Genomic DNA, 17708 nt, shown 5'->3' with positions numbered 1-17708 from the left:
CCTTCATCAGATTCCGAGTAGCCCCATGAGACTTTCCCGCTTTTTCATCGACGCCCCCTTGAGCCTCGGCGAGCACGACCTCCCCGAAGCCCAGGCCCACTACATCGGCCGCGTGCTGCGCATGGCCGCCGGCGACGCCGTGCAATTGTTCGACGGCAGTGGCCAGGAGTTCCTCGGCCAGTTGCTGGAGGTGGGCAAGAAAAGCGTGCGCGTGCAACTCGACCAGGCCTTGCCAGGCCTTGCCGAGTCGCCGCTGCATATCCACCTCGGCCAGGGCCTGTCCCGGGGCGAGCGCATGGACTGGGCGATCCAGAAAGCCACCGAACTGGGCGCCAACCTGATCACCCCGATCGTCAGCGAACGCTGCGAGGTGCGCCTGAAGGACGAACGCGCCGACAAGCGTCTGGCCCACTGGCGCCAGGTGGCGATCAGCGCCTGTGAACAATGTGGCCGCTCGACCTTGCCGGTAATCCAGCCGCCGGTGACCCTGGCCGAATGGCTGAAAAGCACCGAGGCCGACCTCAAGCTGGTCTTGCATCCGGTGGCGGCGCCGCTTACCAGCCACGAGCAACCGACCAACCTGGCGTTCCTGATCGGCCCCGAAGGCGGCCTGAGCGACGCCGAGGTCGAGCAGGCCAAGGCCGCTGGTTTCCATGCCGCGCGCCTTGGCCCCCGCGTGCTGCGCACCGAGACAGCCCCGGTGGTGGCGCTGTCGGTGGCACAGCAGCTTTGGGGAGATTTCTGACCCGCCACCCGCCTATGCCAGGGTTTAGCTCGGACTTTTCCGAAAAACTCATGCCAAACAGCCACTGGCAGTTTTGCCAGTAGCGCCCGGCAGGCCGCTCTCATAAGGTTCCCGATTGTGGAAACTTCCGGAAGTGGCGGCGATGAGAATGTTGACCTTGCTTGGGTTCCTGGCCGTTTGCGTGCTGACCGGCCTGCTATTTTTCGAGCGCAACACGCTGGCACTGCAGCCCGGGCCGGCCCCCTGCAAAGCGGACGCGCCCTGCCCTGCAGTGCAGCCCCACGAGCAAAAACTCGCGTTGTGCAAGGCCGCGATGAAGCAGCGCGGACATGACGGTAAACCCAGGATGCACTTTGGCTTCTGCTACATCGACGCGCTGACGCCAGGGCTGCACGCGACGCTGCTCGCAGGTGCCCAGGCGCTCAGGCCACCACCGGTGCTGGAGCAGTACGTCGGCCTGGCGCTGGCGGACTTCAACCGCGAGCACCCGGCTGCCGACCCGGCCACTATCGACAGCACACGCCAAGCACTGATCGCCGAGTTCAACGCCCTCTGGCCCCTGATCAAGACAGACCCCACCCCCGAAGCGCCTGCGCAAGGCGGTCACATCGTCCAGACCCTGCGGCGGTTCAATGAGCACTGGTGGAGCGAGCACGCCGAACGCTTCCATGACCACCTCAGAACCACCCAGCGCTTGTGCCAGAGCCACCCGAACAGCTGCGTGATGGGGAATTACAACTGACCTGGCCCTGAGGACCGGTCAGGATACGTAGAAAAACACCGCCACGAAGTGCATCAGGCTGCCAGCGATGACGAACAGGTGCCAGATGCCGTGGGCATGGCGCAAGCGGCTGTCGAGGGCGAAGAAGATGATGCCCACGGTGTACAGCACTCCGCCACTCGCCAGCCAGACAAAGCCGGCGGTACCGAGCGAGCGCAGCAACGGCTTGACCGCCACCAGCACGATCCAGCCCATCACCGCGTAGATGACGATCGACAGGATCCGCGCCTCGGAACGTGGCTTGATCTCCTGCAGCATGCCGATCAGCGCCAGCCCCCAGACCACCCCGAACAGGCTCCAACCCCAGGGCCCGCGCAGGCTGACCAGGCAGAATGGGGTGTAGCTGCCGGCGATCAGCAGGTAGATCGACAGGTGGTCGAGCTTGCGCATGACCCTCTTCGCCCGGCCGCGGGTGCTGTGGTAGAGGGTGGAGATGCTGTAGAGCAGCAGCAAGGTGGTGCCGTAGATGGAAAAACTGACGATCTTCCAGGGATCGCCCTGCAACCCGGCCACGACGATCAGCCAGATCGCGCCGATACAGGCCAGGACAGCACCGACCAGGTGGGTCCAGGCATTGAAACGTTCACCGTAGTACATGCAAGCACAGACCTCCCCCACAGACTCAAGTTTCAAGCTACAAGCGTCAAGAAAGAGCAGATCGCATACACGAGGGTCCTACCCGCGCGGCCAACCTGCCCTCATCAGCTTGCCGCTTGAAGCTTACAACTTGAAGCTAGCGAAGCTCAGCTTCGCGCACCATCCGCTCCAACCCCGCCAGGTCCGGGACCCGAGCCACCTGCTCGCCCACCTGTACCGCCGCCAGTTCCAACGCGGCCAGGGGCACGTCGACGTAGTTGAGCTGGCTGTCGAGCTTGCACGAACGCGGAATGTCCTGCAGCAACACCGCCAGAAAACGCAACCCGGTATCGCCCAGGGCATTGAGCACGACGATCCGCGCCCGCTCGCCACAGAGGCTCTGCCCGCCGCAGGCGGCCTCGAAACCGATCAACGGCAAGCGTTGCTGGCGCCAGTCGACCCAACCCAGGTGCCACTGCGGTTCGCCCGCCTCGCAGGCAATGGCGCGATGGCCGATCAACTCGGCCACCGCCACGTTGGGCAGCACCAGCGTGCGGTCGCCCAGCGGCAACAACAAACCGGTCAGGCTACTGCGTTGGCCGGCGATATGTTCAAGCATGGTGCTGGCTCCAGTGGGCGATGCTCTGCAACAGCAGCGACTCTTGATACGGCTTGCCCAGGTATTCGTTGACGCCAATGGCCATGGCCCGCTCGCGGTGCTTCTGGCCGGTGCGCGAGGTGATCATGATGATCGGCAACTGCTTCAAGCGCTCGTCACGACGAATTCGCGTCGCCACCTCGAAACCGTCCATGCGCGGCATCTCGATATCCAGCAGCAACACATCGGGGCGATGCTCCTCGAGCAAAGCCATGGCATCTAGCCCATCCTTGGCCGTCAGCACGCTCATGCCGTGGCGTTCCAGCAAGCGGCTGGTGACCTTGCGCACGGTGACCGAGTCGTCCACCACCATCACCAGCAAGGGCCGCCGTGGCGCCGGGCCGATCAGCGCACGCTGGCTGTCGAGCGCGCCGGGCAGGCGCGCCAGGCGACGCTGCTGGCCACGCAACTGGCCGAGCAGGTCGAGAATCAGCACCACCCGGCCATCACCGAGCAGGGTCGCGCCAGACAGCCCCGGTACAGCGGCGAACTGCGGCCCCAAGCTCTTGACCACGATCTCGCGGCTTGGCGACAGGCTGTCGACTTGGATGGCGAACGACTGCTCGTGGGAGTGGGTCAGCAGCACCGGCAAGGGCACGCTCAGGCCCAGCAGGTTCGGCTGGCCGCCGCCCTGCAGCAGCTCGCCGAGGTAGCGCAGCGCGTAGTCGTGCCCGGCGTAGGTGTAGCGCGGCGGATCCAGCCTGTAGCAGGCCTCGAGCTCGGCCGGCGGCACGCGGACGATGCCTTCGATGGTGTTCAGCGGGATGGCGTACTGTTCGTCGTCGACATGCACCATCAGCGCCCGGTTCACCGATACGGTGAACGGCAGGCGAATCAAGAAGCGCGCGCCCTTGCCGGGGCTGGACTCGATACTCATCGAGCCACCCAGTTGCTTGACCTCTTCGTGTACCACGTCCATGCCCAGGCCGCGCCCGGAGATCTGGGTGATCTTCTCGGCGGTGGAGAACCCCGGGCGCAGGATGAACTGCAGGATCTCGTGGTCACTCAGGCGCGCCTGCGGATCGAGCAGACCGCGTTTGATCGCCTTTTCGCGCACCGCCGTCAACGGCACCCCGGCACCGTCATCGCTCATTTCGATGACGATGTCGGCGCCTTCGTGCAGCAGGTTCAGGTGGATGGTGCCCAGCTCCGGCTTGCCAGCCGCCAGGCGCGCCTCGCGGGATTCCAGGCCATGGTCGACGGCATTGCGTAGCATGTGCTCCAGGGGGGCGACCATGCGTTCGAGCACGCTGCGGTCCAGCTCGCCCTCGGCGTTGCCGACCACCAGTTCGACCTGTTTGCCCAGCTCGCTGGCCACCTGCCGTACCACCCGCTGCAAGCGCGGCACCAGGCGCTCGAACGGCACCATCAGGGTGGCGGTCAGGCCTTCCTGCAACTGGCTGTTGACCCGTGCCTGCTGTTGCAGGAGGTTGTGCGCCTCCTGGGTGCGCTGGAGCAGGGTTTCCTTGAGGTCGAGCAGGTCCGAGGTGGACTCGAACAAGGCCCGCGACAATTGCTGCAATTGCGAATGGCGGTCCATCTCCAGCGGATCGAAGTCGTCGTAGGCGTCACCCTCGAACTGTTGGCGGCTGGAAATTCGCCCCTGGGTCTCGATATCCAGGCGCAACAGCTGGTCGCGCATGCGCTCCAGCGTGGTTTCCATTTCATTCAGGGCGAACTGGGCATCATTGACCTGTTGCTCGATGCGCCCACGGATCACCGAATGCTCACCGGCCAGGTTGCCCAGGTCGTCGAGCAACTCGGCGTCGACCTTGACCATGTCCCCGGCGCGTTCCGCCGCGGCGGCCGGCACCTCGGCGGGAGCGGCCTCGGCCTGGGGCTGGGTGGTCGCGCTGTCGGTCAAGGCGGCGCTGGAGAAGTTGCGGATGTAGTCGATCAACGCCGCAGCGGTATGCAAGGGCTGATCCAAGCGGACGGCATCGAGCATGTGCGCCAGGCGGTCGTGGCAGTTCTGCAGCAGGCTGAACAGCGCCGGGGTCGGCGGCAGGCGCCCGGCGGCCAGCAGTTCGTAGAGAAATTCCAGCTCATGGGCCAGGTCGCCAATCGCGGCGATCTCGACCATGCGCGCGCCGCCCTTGAGGGTGTGCAGGTCGCGCAGCAGGTTTTCCACCTCCACTGTGCTGCGCGGGTCGGCCTGCCAGCGCGCCAGCGATTCGGCGGCGCTCTCGACGATGTCCGAGCTTTCCTCGAGGAAGACTTCCAGCAGTTCCTTGTCGCCCTCGGCGCTCTGCTCATCGTCCAGCGCTTCGGGCTGGCCCGGTGGCGGCGCATGATGGCGAAACTCACGCAGCTCGCCGAGCAGCGCCACAGCCGACAGTGGGGCATGGCCTTCGCCCAGGCTGTGCAGCATCTCGGCCAGCGCGCCATGGCTGCGGCGCAGCAGCTCGAACAGTGCCGGGCTGGCGCCCAGGCGGCGGTCGACCAGGCCCTCGTAAAGCAACGCCAGTTCCTGGGCGAGCACTTCGATGGCGCCGATCGCGGCCATCTGCGCGCCGCCCTTGAGCGTCTGGATATCGTGCTGCAGCGTGGACAGCGCCGAGACGCTGTCCGGGTCGTGCTGCCAATGCTGCAACGCCTGGTTGGCGCCATCGAGGATATCGCCGGCTTCCTCCAGGAACAGGTCGACCACCGCCGGGTCGGTCAGGTCGCCCAGCGGTGCCAGCGGCGTCACCCCCTGGGCACCGACCACGCCCATGGCAGTAGGGTCGAGGGCATCGTCAAGCAGCCCATGCAAGGCCGCCAGGCATTCCGGGCGGGCACTGAGGTCCTGGCCGGCGGCCACTTCGTCGAACAGGTCGAACAAGGCCTCGTGGGACTGCCGGGCCACCTCGAACATCCGTGGGGTCACCGCCAGGCTGCCCTCCTCCACCGCGCCATACAGGTCGAGCAGGCCTTCGCAGATTTCATCCACCTGCCACAGTTCAGCCTGGTGCGCGCCGTGGCCGAGGGTGGTCATTTCGTCGAGCAGCATTTGCAGTTCATGGTGCTGCGCCGGCTGGGCCTGCCAGTTGGCCAGGCGGGTCTCGGCGTCGAGCAGAATGTCCATGCCCAGGGTCAGGAAGCTGGCGATCATCTGCGGGTCACGCCGCTGCCGGCGCTGCGGATGGCCCTCGGTCTGATGCTGGGCGAGCCGGGCATCGACCACCTGACCGACCTGCTCGATCAGCGCCGCGGCCCCCGGAATCGGCGCCAGCGGCGTGCTGCCCAGTTGCGCCAGGCCAAGGTGGAACAACGCGCGGGCGGCCTCCAGCAGTTCGGCCTCGACCACCTGCAGGGGCAACTGGTGGCCCTTGTATTCGCGTACCAGGCGGTCAAGGGCGGTGGCCAGCTCCGCCACCGGCATCACCCCGGCCATGGCGGCGCTGCCCTTGAGCGTGTGCAGCGCACGCTGCAAGCCATCGCTGACCGGCGTGCCGCGGGCGTCGAGGCTGTGCAAGAAGGCGTCGAGCCCGGCCAGGTGGCCCTGGGCCTCGTTGCGGAAGATCTCCAGCAACTGCGGATCGAGGCCGTCGATATTGGCGCTGGGCGGCACATCGTTGCGCGCAAGCGCATGCAGGTGGCCGGCCAGTTGTTCAATTTCGCGGCTCGCCGGCATCTGCCCGGCGGCGAAGTCGGCCAGTAGGTCGGGCAGGCGCACGAACACCTGCTGCAACGCCACCAACCCTTCGGGGCTAAGCAGGATGCGCCCTTCGAGCACCCGGTTGAGCAGGTGCTCAGCGCCCCAGGCCAGCTCCGCCACGGCCTCGGCATGCACCATGCGACCGCTGCCCTTGAGCGTGTGCAGGGCCCGGCGCACCTCCACCAGCGCCTCGCGCAGGTCGTTGTCGGCTCGCCAGCGCAACCAGTGCCGCTCGATCTCCGGCAACAACTCGCCCGCCTCTTCGAGAAATACCGCACGCAGCTCGTCGTCGATGCCGTCCAGCGCTGGGGCGTCAGCGGCCGTCTCCACCCGCTGGCACTGCACACCCAATGCGCCCAGGCTGGCATGGGCCATGTCGATGAAACCCTGGGCATCGGCAAGCGGATCGGCCACCTGCCATTGCAGCCAGGCCTCTGCGGCACTCAGGGCATCGGCCAGGTGCGCCAGTTCATCGGGCAGTGGCTCGTCTTCCAGGTGCACCAGCCAGCCCTGCACGTAACCGGCACAAGCACCGAACACTTCGCCGGCCACCGGCAGCATCAGCATCGCCAGGGCCCCGCGCACCTGCTGCAACAGGCCGGGCAAGGCCTGCAGGCGCTGACGCGACCAGTCCGACTCGAGGCAGTCGCCAATCAGGTCCTTGGCCTGCTGCAGGACATTGAGCGATTCGTTGAGCACCAACTGGCGGATCTCGGCCAGATCGGAGCCCGGCAGGTTACCTGGGGTGGTCTCCTCAAGTGGGCCGACCATGCCATTGAGGGTGGCCTCCACGTACAACAGCGCCCCGGCGACGTCCATCAGCACCGCCTCGTCCACCGCGCCGTCCTGCTCGACCAGGGCTTGCAGCGCCAGCACCTGGTCGATGATCACCCGCCGCGGCTGCTGAAACCCCAGCACGGCCAAGGTATCGGCGACATGCCGCAGCGGCGCGAGCAGTGCCTGCAGCGACTCCTGGGGCGGGCGTTCGCCGCCGACGAAGGGGTCGAGACGGTCCTTGATGCGCATCAGGTCGTCACACAGCGCCATCACCACCGAGCGCAAGGCATCACGACCGGGGCCGGCCTGCATGTGCTCGCGCCAGTTGCCCAGGGACAGGTCAAGGTCGGCCAGGTCCGCCGACCCGGCGATGCGCTGGCCGAGTTCGCCGAGCAGGCTGGCCTGGGCCAACGGCTCGGCGCCACGGCAGGTGCGCAACTGGTTGAGTAGCGGCAGCACCACCAGTGGCAGGTCGTGCCGCGCGCCGCGCAAGCGGTCCAGGTACGGCGGCAACTGCTCGAGGCCGCGGAACAGCGCACCCAGGCAGTCGCCGCGCGGACTCACCTGGCCATCGGCGATGGCCCGGGCCAACAGCTCAAGTTCTTCGGCCAGGCGCGTGGCCCCAGGCAGCTCGAGCATGCGCAGGCAGCCGTGCACCAGGTGCAGGTTGTCGACAAAGAACGCCAGCAACGACAGGTCGCCCGGCTCACCGGAAAAACGCTCCAGGGCCTGACGGGCCTGCCCCAGACAGTCGAGAATCGGCGCCCGGGCCCAGGCCAGGGCGACCGTGTCGTGACGCGCGTGGTGCAGCGCGGTTGCCGTCATGCCCGCGCCCTCACGACCGCTCTGCCGGTTTTGGCAAGGTGAAACCGGACACCGAGCGGCGCATCTCGCTGGCCATGCGCGCCAGGTGACGAATGCTGTCGGCGGTGGCCCCTGAGCCGGCGGAAGTTTGCGCGGTGATTTGCTGGATCACTGCCATGGTGTGGGAAATCTGCCCGGCGGAAGAGGTTTGTAGCTGGGCGGCGTCGGAAATGCTGTGGATCAGCTCGGCCATGGTCTGCGACACGCCCTCGATCTCGGCCAGGGCCACCCCGGCGTCCTGGGCCAGGCGCGCGCCGCGTACTACCTCGGCGGTGGTCTGCTCCATGGAGATCACCGCCTCGTTGGTATCGGCCTGGATAGTGCGCACCAGCGCCTCGATCTGCCGGGTCGCCGAGGACGAGCGCTCGGCCAACCGCTGCACCTCGTCGGCGACCACGGCAAAGCCGCGCCCGGCCTCGCCGGCCAGCGAGGCCTGGATCGCCGCGTTGAGGGCGAGGATGTTGGTCTGATCGGCAATGTCGTCGATCAGACTGACAATATCACCGATCTCCTGGGATGACTCGCCCAGGCGCTTGATCCGCTTGGCGGTGTCCTGGATCTGCTCGCGAATGTTGTCCATGCCATGGATGGTATTGTGAACCACTTCGTTGCCCTTGTTGGCGATGGCCACCGAACGCTCGGCCACCTTGGCCGACTCGTAGGCGTGGGCCGACACGCGGTCGATCGACTCGACCATGTCGCCCACCGCCTCGGAGGCTTCGCTGATCTGCTCGGCCTGGTGCTCTGACGCCTTGGCCAGTTGGCGCGCGGTGTTCTGCGTGTCCTGCACCGCGGCGGCCACCTGCTCGGCGCTGTGGTTGATGGTGGCGACCAGGTCGCGCAACTGATCGACCGAGTAGTTGATCGAGTCGGCGATGGCGCCGGTGAAATCCTCGGTGACCGACACGGTGACCGTGAGGTCGCCGTCGGCCAGCTCCTCGATCTCGTCGAGCAGGCGCATGATCGCCTGCTGGTTGCGCTCGTTCTTTTCTGCCGTGTCGCGCAGCTGGCGACTGGTGGCGCGCACCATCACCAGGCCGATGAGGATGATCGAGGCCAGCGCCAGCAGGCCCAGGACATAGCCGCCGACGGTATCCAGGGTACGCCCGCCGGCCAGGTTCTCGAAGCCGTTGGCCAAGTGCGAGGCTTCATCGAGCAGGGTTTGCGACAAGCTGAAGATATTGCTCGCTGCCTCGCGCACCCGGAACAGTTCCGGCGAAGTCTCGAGGATCTCGTCCACGGAGCCGGCGACGAACTGGAACAGCTCGGCGATCTCGGCCAGTCGCGCCCGGGCGTCGGCGTCCTCGACCCGGGTGACCTGCAGGGCCGGGTTGCCGGCGAGCATGCCCTCGAGCACCTGGCCGAAGCGGCTGGCGTCGCGACCAAAGGCATCGGCGGCCTGCACCGAGGTTTCATCGCCGGCCAGCACGGTGTTGACCGAGCCCAGGATGCGTTCGGCCAACAACAACTGGCGCTGGGCCACCGCTACCTGGCTGGCCGGGGCACCGCTCTGCAGCAGGATCTCGACGACCTTCTCGTACTCCACCTGCAACTGCGGCACGGTCTCGGCCAGGGTCGCCGCCACCTGGTGCAACGACAGCACGGTCTGCTCGCTGGCAAGGATGGTGTCGGTGTTCTTGCGCAGGTTTTCCCAATCCTGGCGCACCGCGTCCATCTCGTTGCGCACTGTCGCTGGCGCGGCCGGCAGGCCGGTGGTCTGGTCACCTTCGCGCAAGTAGCGCCAGCGCCGCTCGAAGTCATTGCGTGCATCGCTCAGCAGGCGAAACGCCAGGGCCTTGCCCGCCGCCGCCTCGGTGGCATTCTTGGCGATGCGCTGCGACAGCACGCGCAGCTCGCCGGCATGGCCGATGTACTGCTTGTCGTGGTTGGCCTGGGTGTTGAGGTAGGCGAAGTTGGCGAACAGCAGGACGATCGACAGGATCAGCACCACGAACAGCACGGTGATCTGCGCCGTGCTGCGCGGGCGCTGGGCCACGGCGGCCGGGGACACGGCGGCGGGGATGCTGGCAGTGGGAACAGGCTGGCTCACGAAAAAGTCCTCTACAGCGCCACATCGAGAAAACCCGGCGCCTGGGCCAGGGCGAACGGGCTGAAGATCGCCCAATTGCGTTCACGGGGGAAATGCCCCTGCACGAAGGGCACGGCGGCGCGAATCAGCGGTTGCGGCGGCGACAGCTCGAGGCTGCTCAGGGCAAAGTGCTGCAGGCCCACTACCTCGTCCACCAGCAACCCGGCGAACAGCTCTTCGTGGTCCAGCACCAGCACCCGGCGCTGCTTGCCGGCAGCGGCAGGGCCGAGGCCGAAGAATGCGCACAGGTCCATCACCGGTAACAATCGCCCGCGCAGATTGGCCACCCCGCGGACCCAGGGTTGTACCCCCGGCACCCGACTGCTGCGGGGCTCGCGCAGCACTTCGGCGACTTCACCCATGGGCGCGACGAACCACTGTCCGGCAACACGAAAGCCGATGCCGCTCCATTGTTGCAGGCGGATGTCCTGCGGTGGCTGGTCGGCCACCAGCAGGCGGCAGCGCCGGTCGATGTCCAGCAGCAGCTCGAAGGCGGTCAGCGACGCGCCCTGGGGCCGGGTGGTCAAGCCTGCAGCACTTCTTTGAGCTTGGCGATCAGCGCGTCTTCTTCCACAGGTTTGGTCAGGAAGTCGCGGGCGCCCTGGCGCTGGGCCCAGATCCGGTCGGTTTCCTGGTCCTTGGTGGTGACCACGATCACCGGGATGGCGCTGGTTTCCGGGTCCTTGCTCAACTGGCGGGTGGCCTGGAAACCGTTCATGCCGGGCATGACGATGTCCATCAGCACCGCGTCGGGCTTCTCCTGTCGCGCCAGGGCCACGCCGTCGGCGCCGTTGTCGGCCTTGAGCACCCCATAGCCGTGCTTCTCCAGCCATTCGGTCAATCTGTACATTTCTGTCGGCGAGTCGTCGACAATCAGAACTCGGGCCATGCTGTTTCCCCATCAGGAAAAGAGAGACGCCGCCCTGCGTGGGCGGCGTCAGGGTGCGTGTGGATCCTGCGCGGCGAAGCCGGGCACGCAGGCACGGATCGCGTCGAGCAATTCTTCCTTGCTGAACGGTTTGGTCAGGAACTGGTCGGAACCGACCACCCGGCCGCGGGCCTTGTCGAACAGGCCGTCGCGGGAAGAGAGCAGGATCACCGGGGTGTCCTTGAACTCGCTGTTGTGCTTGATGATGGCGCAGGTCTGGTAACCGTCGAGGCGCGGCATCAGCACGTCGACGAAGATGACCCGCGGTTTGTGGTCGACAATCTTGGCCAGGGCGTCGAAGCCGTCACTGGCGGTGATCACCTCGCAGCCTGCCTCGCCGAGCAACATCTGCGCGGTGCGGCGGATCGTGCGGGAATCGTCGATCACCATCACCTTCAGGGGTTGTTCCATAGTTGCGCTTCTGCCTGGGAGCGAATTCGCCAAAAGGCCGTGCAGGCCATGTGCCTGGCCTTTTTAGCACACTCCCGAGGGCCATTCCATCCGCCCGCCCCTTGACCGTGGGCGCGCCCGGCGCCACCCTGAGCCACTTTTTCTTTCGTGCCATCGCGGCCAAGCGCCGCCAAGAGGAACTACCCCATGAGCGTTCGCCTCGGGATTGTCATGGACCCCATCGCGTCCATCGCCTATAAAAAGGACAGCTCGCTGGCCATGCTGCTGGCTGCCCAGGCCCGTGGCTGGAGCCTGTTCTACATGGAGCAGCGCGACCTGTACCAGGGCGAAGGCAAGGCCCGCGCCCGCATGCGCCCGCTCAAGGTGTTCGCCGACCCGGCCCGCTGGTTCGAGCTGGGCGAGGAACAGGACAGCCTGCTGAACGAGCTGGACGTGATCCTGATGCGCAAGGATCCGCCCTTCGACATGGAGTTCGTCTACAGCACCTACCTGCTGGAGCAGGCCGAGGCCGAGGGCGTGCTGGTGGTCAACCGCCCGCAGAGCCTGCGCGACTGCAACGAGAAACTGTTCGCCACCTTGTTCCCGCAGTGCACCCCGCCGACCCTGGTCAGCCGCCGTCCGGACATCATCCGCGAGTTCGCCGCCAAGCACGGCGATGTGATCCTCAAGCCGCTGGACGGCATGGGCGGCACCTCGATCTTCCGTCACCGCGCCGGTGACCCCAACCTGTCGGTGATCCTCGAGACCCTGACCGCCCTCGGCGCCCAGCAGATCATGGCCCAGGCCTACCTGCCGGCGATCAAGGATGGCGACAAGCGCATCCTGATGATCGACGGCGAGCCGGTGGACTACTGCCTGGCGCGTATCCCGGCCAGCGGCGAGACCCGTGGCAACCTGGCCGCCGGTGGCCGTGGCGAGGCCCGTCCGCTGAGCGAACGCGATCGCTGGATCGCCGCCCAGGTTGGCCCGACCCTGCGCGAAAAGGGCCTGCTGTTCGTTGGCCTGGACGTGATCGGCGACTACCTCACCGAGATCAACGTCACCAGCCCAACTTGCATCCGCGAGATCGACGCCGCGTATAACACCAACATTGGCGGCCAGTTGATGGATGCCATTGATCGCAAGCTGCAGGCGCGCTGACCGAGGACAGGTGGCAAAGCCGCGCAGTGGGGTATGATGCCGGTCCCTCTCGACTGAACCACTGCCCCGCCTCGCGGTTGCTGGATACCCGATGACGTTGCCCGCCGACATTCCCGCCGACCTGCTGCCACCGCGCATTCGCCCGGTGGACCGGCTCGGTTTCACCCTGTTCCTGGCTGCCGTGGTGCACCTGGCGTTGATCCTTGGCGTGGGCTTCACGGTGGTCAAGCCGGCCGATATCCGTCACACCATGGACATCACCCTGGCCACCTTCAAGAGCGAGAAAGCGCCCGAGAAGGCCGATTTCCAGGCCCAGGACAACCAGCAGGGCAGCGGCACCCTGGACAAGAAGGCGCTGCCCAAGACCACCGAGGCCGCGCCGTTTCAGGACAGCAAGATCAACAAGATCACCCCGCCCCCGGCCGCCCGTCCGGAAACGCCGCCGGCGCCCGCCAAGTCGGTGGTCGCCACCCAGGCGCCGAAACCGCAGAAGGTCGAGCCCAGGCCGAAGGAAAGCAAACCGCAACCCAAGCCCGAGACCAAGGTGCCGGCCTTCGACAGCTCGCAGCTGTCCAGCCAGATCGCCAGCCTCGAGGCCGAGCTGTCCCACGAACAGCAGCTGTATGCCAAGCGCCCGCGCATCCACCGCCTGAACGCCGCCTCGACCATGCGCGACAAGGGCGCCTGGTACAAGGAAGAGTGGCGCAAGAAGGTCGAGCGCATCGGCAACCTCAACTACCCCGAAGAGGCCCGGCGTCAACAGATGTACGGCAGCCTGCGGATGATGGTGTCGATCAACCGCGACGGCTCGCTGTACGAAGTGCTGGTGCTGGAGTCCTCCGGCCAGCCGGTGCTGGACCAGGCGGCCCAGCGCATCGTGCGCCTGGCGGCGCCGTTCGCGCCGTTCACCGGCGACCTGGCCGAGTTCGACCGGCTGGAGATCATCCGCACCTGGCGGTTTGCCCGGGGTGACAAGCTGTCGAGCAATTGACGCAAGGCTTGCTTGCCGGTCCCGCCAGGGTCACCGACAGCCACTCGCGCACCTTGTCAGCCTCGCCACCTGGCGCCACACTAGCGGACATGAAAACCCTCGCCCCCAGCTACCTCAAGCACCAGTTCCTGATCGCCATGCCGCACATGGCCGACCCGAACTTTGCCCAGACCCTCACCTACATCGTCGAGCACAACGCCAACGGCGCCATGGGCCTGGTGGTCAACCGCCCGCAGGAGCTGAACCTGGCCGACATCCTTGAGCAGTTGCGCCCGGACGATGAGCCGCCTGCCAGCACCCTGCACATCCCGATCTACCAGGGCGGCCCGGTGCAGACCGACCGCGGCTTCGTGCTCCACAGCAACGACCGCAGCTACCAGGCCACGGTCGAGCTGGAGGACCTGTCGCTGTCCACCTCCCAGGACGTGCTGTTCGCCATCGCCGCCGGCGAAGGTCCGCGCAAGAGCCTGATCACCCTGGGCTACGCGGGCTGGGAAGCCGGCCAGCTGGAGGCAGAGCTTGCCGACAACGCCTGGCTCAACTGCCCGTTCGACCCCGAGATCATCTTCGGCATGGCCAGCGACATGCGTCTGGACGCCGCCGCCGCCAGCCTGGGGATAAACCTCAGCCTGCTGACCAGCCAGGCGGGCCACGCCTGATGGCCGAACTGCGCTTGCTGCTTGGCTTCGACTACGGCACCCGGCAGATCGGCGTGGCCGTCGGCCAGGTCATCACCGGCCAGGCCCGTGAACTGTGCACGCTCAGGGCGCAGAACGGCGTGCCGGACTGGAACCAGGTCGAGAAGCTGATCAAGGAATGGAAACCCGACGCCATCGTCGTCGGCCTGCCGCTGAACATGGACGGCACGCCCAGCGAGATGAGCGAACGCGCCGAAAAGTTCGCCCGTCGCCTGCACGGCCGCTACAACCTGCCCGTACACACCCACGACGAACGGCTCACCACCTTCGAAGCCAAGGGCGAGCAGATGGCCCGCGGCGGCCGTCACGGCAGCTACCGCGACAACCCGGTCGACGCCATTGCCGCGGCCCTGCTGCTGCAAGGCTGGCTGGAGGCCAACACTTAAATCCGCTTTGCCGCCGGCGGCCTGCCGGCGCCCGCCTTCCCGAGGAGCACGCAATGAGCCTACCCAATCCCGCCGAGCTGATCCGGCAGATGGCCGTCGACCTTCGCGCCCACCTGGCCCGCCGCGCCATCGCCGAGCCACGCTTCATCGGCATCCGCACCGGCGGCGTGTGGGTGGCCCAGGCCCTGCAGGCCGAACTCGGCGAGCAGAGCCTGCTGGGCACCCTGGACGTGTCCTTCTACCGCGACGACTTCAGCCAGAACGGCCTGCACCCGCAGGTGCGCCCATCAGAGCTGCCGTTCGAGATCGAAGGCCAGCACCTGGTGCTGGTGGACGACGTATTGATGAGCGGTCGCACCATCCGCGCCGCCCTCAACGAGCTGTTCGACTACGGCCGCCCCGCCAGTGTCACACTGGTGTGCCTGCTCGACCTGGATGCCGGCGAACTACCGATTCGCCCCAACGTGCTGGGCGCCACCCTGTCCCTGGCGGCCCATGAACGGGTAAAATTGACCGGACCCACGCCGCTCGCCCTCGAGCGCCAGGACCTCGCTTTTGCACCAGCCCTTTAAGAGTCCCCCGCGATGACGCCATTCGACGCCAAGCGCCCGCTGCAGCTCAATGATCAGGGCCAGCTACGCCATTTTCTCTCGCTCGACGGTTTGCCCCGCGAACTGCTCACCGAGATCCTCGACACCGCCGACTCGTTCCTCGAAGTCGGCGCCCGGGCCGTGAAGAAAGTCCCGCTGCTACGCGGCAAGACCGTGTGCAACGTGTTCTTCGAGAACTCCACCCGTACCCGCACCACCTTCGAGCTGGCCGCCCAGCGCCTGTCGGCGGACGTGATCAGCCTGAACGTGTCGACCTCCTCGACCAGCAAGGGCGAGACCCTGTTCGACACCCTGCGCAACCTCGAGGCCATGGCCGCCGACATGTTCGTCGTGCGCCATTCCGACTCCGGTGCCGCACATTTCATCGCCGAGCACGTATGCCCGGACGTGGCCGTGATCAACGGCGGTGACGGCCGCCACGCCCACCCGACCCAGGGCATGCTCGACATGCTCACCATTCGTCGGCACAAGGGCAGCTTCGAGAACCTGTCGGTGGCCATCGTCGGCGATATCCTGCACTCGCGCGTGGCCCGCTCCGACATGCTCGCGCTCAAGGCCCTCGGCTGCCCGGACATCCGCGTGATTGGCCCGAAGACGCTGATCCCGGTGGGCATCGAGCAATACGGCGTGAAGGTCTACACCGACCTCGCCGAAGGCCTGAAAGATGTCGACGTGGTGATCATGCTGCGCCTGCAGCGCGAACGCATGGCCGGCGGCCTGCTGCCCAGCGAGGGCGAGTTCTACCGCCTGTTCGGCCTGACCACCGCGCGCCTGGCCGGGGCCAAGCCTGACGCCATCGTCATGCACCCGGGGCCGATCAACCGTGGCGTCGAGATCGAGTCGGCAGTGGCCGACGGCAAGCATTCGGTGATCCTCAACCAGGTCACCTACGGCATCGCCGTGCGCATGGCCGTGCTGTCCATGGCCATGAGCGGGCAGAACGCGCAACGTCAATTCGAGCAGGAGAACGCCCAGTGACCATCAGCATCATCGGCGCCCGGGTCATCGATCCTGCCAGCGGCCTGGACCAGGTCACCGACCTGCACCTGGACGGCGGGCGCATTGCCGCCATCGGCGCGGCCCCGAGCGGTTTCAGCGCCAGCCGCGTGATCCAGGCCGACGGCCTGGTGGCCGCCCCGGGCCTGGTCGACCTCGGCGTGTCGCTGCGCGAACCGGGCTACAGCCGCAAGGGCAGCATCGCCAGCGAGACCCGCGCCGCGGTCGCCGGCGGCGTCACCAGCCTGTGCTGCCCGCCGCAGACCAAGCCGGTGCTGGATACCTCGGCGGTGGCCGAGCTGATCCTCGACCGCGCGCGCGAAGCGTCCAACAGCAAGGTCTACCCGATCGGCGCCCTGACCAAGGGCCTGGACGGCGAGCAACTGGCAGAGCTGGTGGCCCTGCGCGACACCGGCTGCGTGGCCTTCGGCAACGGCCTCAAGGAAATCCCCAACCACCGGACCCTGGCCCGTGCGCTGGAGTACGCGGCCACCTTCGACCTGACCGTGGTGTTCCACTCCCAAGACCGCGACCTGGCCCAGGGCGGTCTGGCCCACGAAGGCCCGATGGCCAGCTTCCTGGGCCTGCCCGGCATCCCCGAGACCGCAGAGACCGTGGCCTTGGCCCGCAACCTGCTGCTGGTCGAGCAGACCGGGGTGCGTGCCCACTTCACCCAGATCACCAGCGCCCGTGGTGCCCGGCTGATCGCCCAGGCCCAGCAACTGGGGCTGCCGGTGACCGCCGACGTGGCGCTGTACCAGCTGATCCTCACCGACGAAGCCCTGCGTGACTTCTCCAGCCTCTACCACGTGCAACCGCCGCTGCGCACCGCCGCCGACCGCGACGGCCTGCGCGAGGCGGTGAAGTCGGGGGTGATCCAGGCCATTTCCACCCACCACCAGCCCCACGAGCGCGATGCCAAGCTGGCGCCGTTCGGTGCCACCGAGCCAGGCATCAGCAGTGTCGAGCTGCTGTTGCCGCTGGCCATGACCCTGGTGGAGGACGGCCTGCTCGACCTGCCGACGCTGCTGGCACGTTTGAGCAGCGGCCCGGCGGCGGCCATGCGCCTGCCGGCGGGTGAGCTGAAGGTGGGCGGTGCGGCGGACCTGGTGCTGTTCGATCCCAAGGCCTCGACCGTGGCCGGCGAGCAGTGGTTATCGCGCGGCGAGAACTGCCCGTTCATCGGCCACTGCCTGCCGGGCGCGGTGCGTTATACCTTGGTCGATGGGCACGTCTGCCACGAGGCCTGACAAAGCTCACAACCTGCTCTTGTAGGAGCGGCCTTGTGTCGCGAAAGGGCTGCGTAGCGGCCCCCGGATCTCGGCATCATGCGGAAATCGCCGGGGCCGCTCTGCAGCCCTTTCGCGACACAAGGCCGCTCCTACAGTGACCGCGTCCAGCCCAGACGGGAGCAACC

Annotated in this window: 16 protein-coding genes; 9 read left to right on the top strand and 7 right to left on the bottom strand. The window is 67.0% G+C overall.

Annotated elements, in window-relative coordinates:
- Positions 1-25: 25 nt before the first annotated feature.
- Together ACODS5_RS07200 and ACODS5_RS07195 are read left to right on the top strand one after the other, a co-directional pair.
- Positions 26-745 (top strand): 16S rRNA (uracil(1498)-N(3))-methyltransferase, encoded by a 720-nt coding sequence (locus tag ACODS5_RS07200; RefSeq protein ID WP_489108297.1) that lies wholly within the window; start codon positions 26-28, stop codon positions 743-745.
- A gap of 142 nt (positions 746-887) precedes the next feature.
- On the top strand, positions 888-1487 hold the full coding sequence (locus ACODS5_RS07195) for a hypothetical protein (RefSeq protein WP_134690421.1): 600 nt from the start codon (positions 888-890) through the stop codon (positions 1485-1487).
- A gap of 18 nt (positions 1488-1505) precedes the next feature.
- Here ACODS5_RS07195 and trhA read toward each other — a convergent pair whose 3' ends face one another.
- The 7 genes from trhA to pilG all read right to left on the bottom strand — a co-directional run bounded on the left by trhA (position 1506) and on the right by pilG (position 11469).
- A complete protein-coding gene (gene trhA / locus ACODS5_RS07190; protein WP_134690423.1) occupies positions 1506-2123 on the bottom strand; it encodes a PAQR family membrane homeostasis protein TrhA in 618 nt (205 codons plus the stop codon).
- Positions 2124-2259: 136 nt separating this feature from the next.
- Positions 2260-2721 (bottom strand): chemotaxis protein CheW, encoded by a 462-nt coding sequence (locus ACODS5_RS07185; protein ID WP_134690425.1) that lies wholly within the window; start codon positions 2719-2721, stop codon positions 2260-2262.
- A complete protein-coding gene (locus tag ACODS5_RS07180; protein ID WP_489108296.1) occupies positions 2714-8002 on the bottom strand; it encodes a hybrid sensor histidine kinase/response regulator in 5289 nt (1762 codons plus the stop codon). Before ACODS5_RS07180 ends, ACODS5_RS07185 begins: the two co-directional genes overlap by 8 nt.
- A 10-nt stretch (positions 8003-8012) precedes the next feature.
- Positions 8013-10052, bottom strand: coding sequence for a methyl-accepting chemotaxis protein (locus ACODS5_RS07175; protein WP_489108312.1), 2040 nt, complete (start codon positions 10050-10052; stop codon positions 8013-8015).
- Between the two features lie 50 nt (positions 10053-10102).
- Positions 10103-10657, bottom strand: coding sequence for a chemotaxis protein CheW (locus ACODS5_RS07170; protein WP_134690429.1), 555 nt, complete (start codon positions 10655-10657; stop codon positions 10103-10105).
- On the bottom strand, positions 10654-11019 hold the full coding sequence (gene pilH, locus ACODS5_RS07165; protein ID WP_046853925.1) for a twitching motility response regulator PilH: 366 nt from the start codon (positions 11017-11019) through the stop codon (positions 10654-10656). The genes ACODS5_RS07170 and pilH overlap by 4 nt, the downstream gene beginning before the upstream one ends.
- Before the next feature lie 48 nt (positions 11020-11067).
- Positions 11068-11469, bottom strand: a complete 402-nt coding sequence (pilG, locus tag ACODS5_RS07160; RefSeq protein WP_046853924.1) for a twitching motility response regulator PilG — start codon at positions 11467-11469, stop codon at positions 11068-11070.
- Positions 11470-11655: 186 nt separating this feature from the next.
- Here pilG and gshB point away from each other — a divergent pair, with 186 nt between their 5' ends.
- From gshB to ACODS5_RS07125, 7 genes are all read left to right on the top strand, one after another.
- A complete protein-coding gene (gene gshB / locus ACODS5_RS07155; RefSeq protein WP_134690431.1) occupies positions 11656-12609 on the top strand; it encodes a glutathione synthase in 954 nt (317 codons plus the stop codon).
- 91 nt (positions 12610-12700) lie between these two features.
- A complete protein-coding gene (locus ACODS5_RS07150; RefSeq protein ID WP_134690433.1) occupies positions 12701-13600 on the top strand; it encodes an energy transducer TonB in 900 nt (299 codons plus the stop codon).
- 89 nt (positions 13601-13689) lie between these two features.
- Positions 13690-14259, top strand: a complete 570-nt coding sequence (locus ACODS5_RS07145; protein WP_134690435.1) for a YqgE/AlgH family protein — start codon at positions 13690-13692, stop codon at positions 14257-14259.
- Positions 14259-14684, top strand: coding sequence for a Holliday junction resolvase RuvX (gene ruvX / locus ACODS5_RS07140; RefSeq protein WP_134690437.1), 426 nt, complete (start codon positions 14259-14261; stop codon positions 14682-14684). Before ACODS5_RS07145 ends, ruvX begins: the two co-directional genes overlap by 1 nt.
- A gap of 53 nt (positions 14685-14737) precedes the next feature.
- The gene (gene pyrR / locus ACODS5_RS07135) at positions 14738-15256 is read left to right on the top strand and encodes a bifunctional pyr operon transcriptional regulator/uracil phosphoribosyltransferase PyrR (protein ID WP_489108295.1); all 519 of its coding nucleotides are present in this window, start codon (positions 14738-14740) and stop codon (positions 15254-15256) included.
- 12 nt (positions 15257-15268) lie between these two features.
- Positions 15269-16273, top strand: coding sequence for an aspartate carbamoyltransferase catalytic subunit (locus tag ACODS5_RS07130; RefSeq protein ID WP_134690441.1), 1005 nt, complete (start codon positions 15269-15271; stop codon positions 16271-16273).
- Positions 16270-17541, top strand: coding sequence for a dihydroorotase (locus ACODS5_RS07125; RefSeq protein WP_489108294.1), 1272 nt, complete (start codon positions 16270-16272; stop codon positions 17539-17541). Before ACODS5_RS07130 ends, ACODS5_RS07125 begins: the two co-directional genes overlap by 4 nt.
- The last annotated feature ends 167 nt before the right edge of the window (positions 17542-17708 follow it).

It is taken from the genome of Pseudomonas sp. FG47 (genome assembly GCF_057809115.1).
Note: the sequence above shows the minus strand (reverse complement) of the source record. Positions and strands in the feature narration are given on the sequence as shown.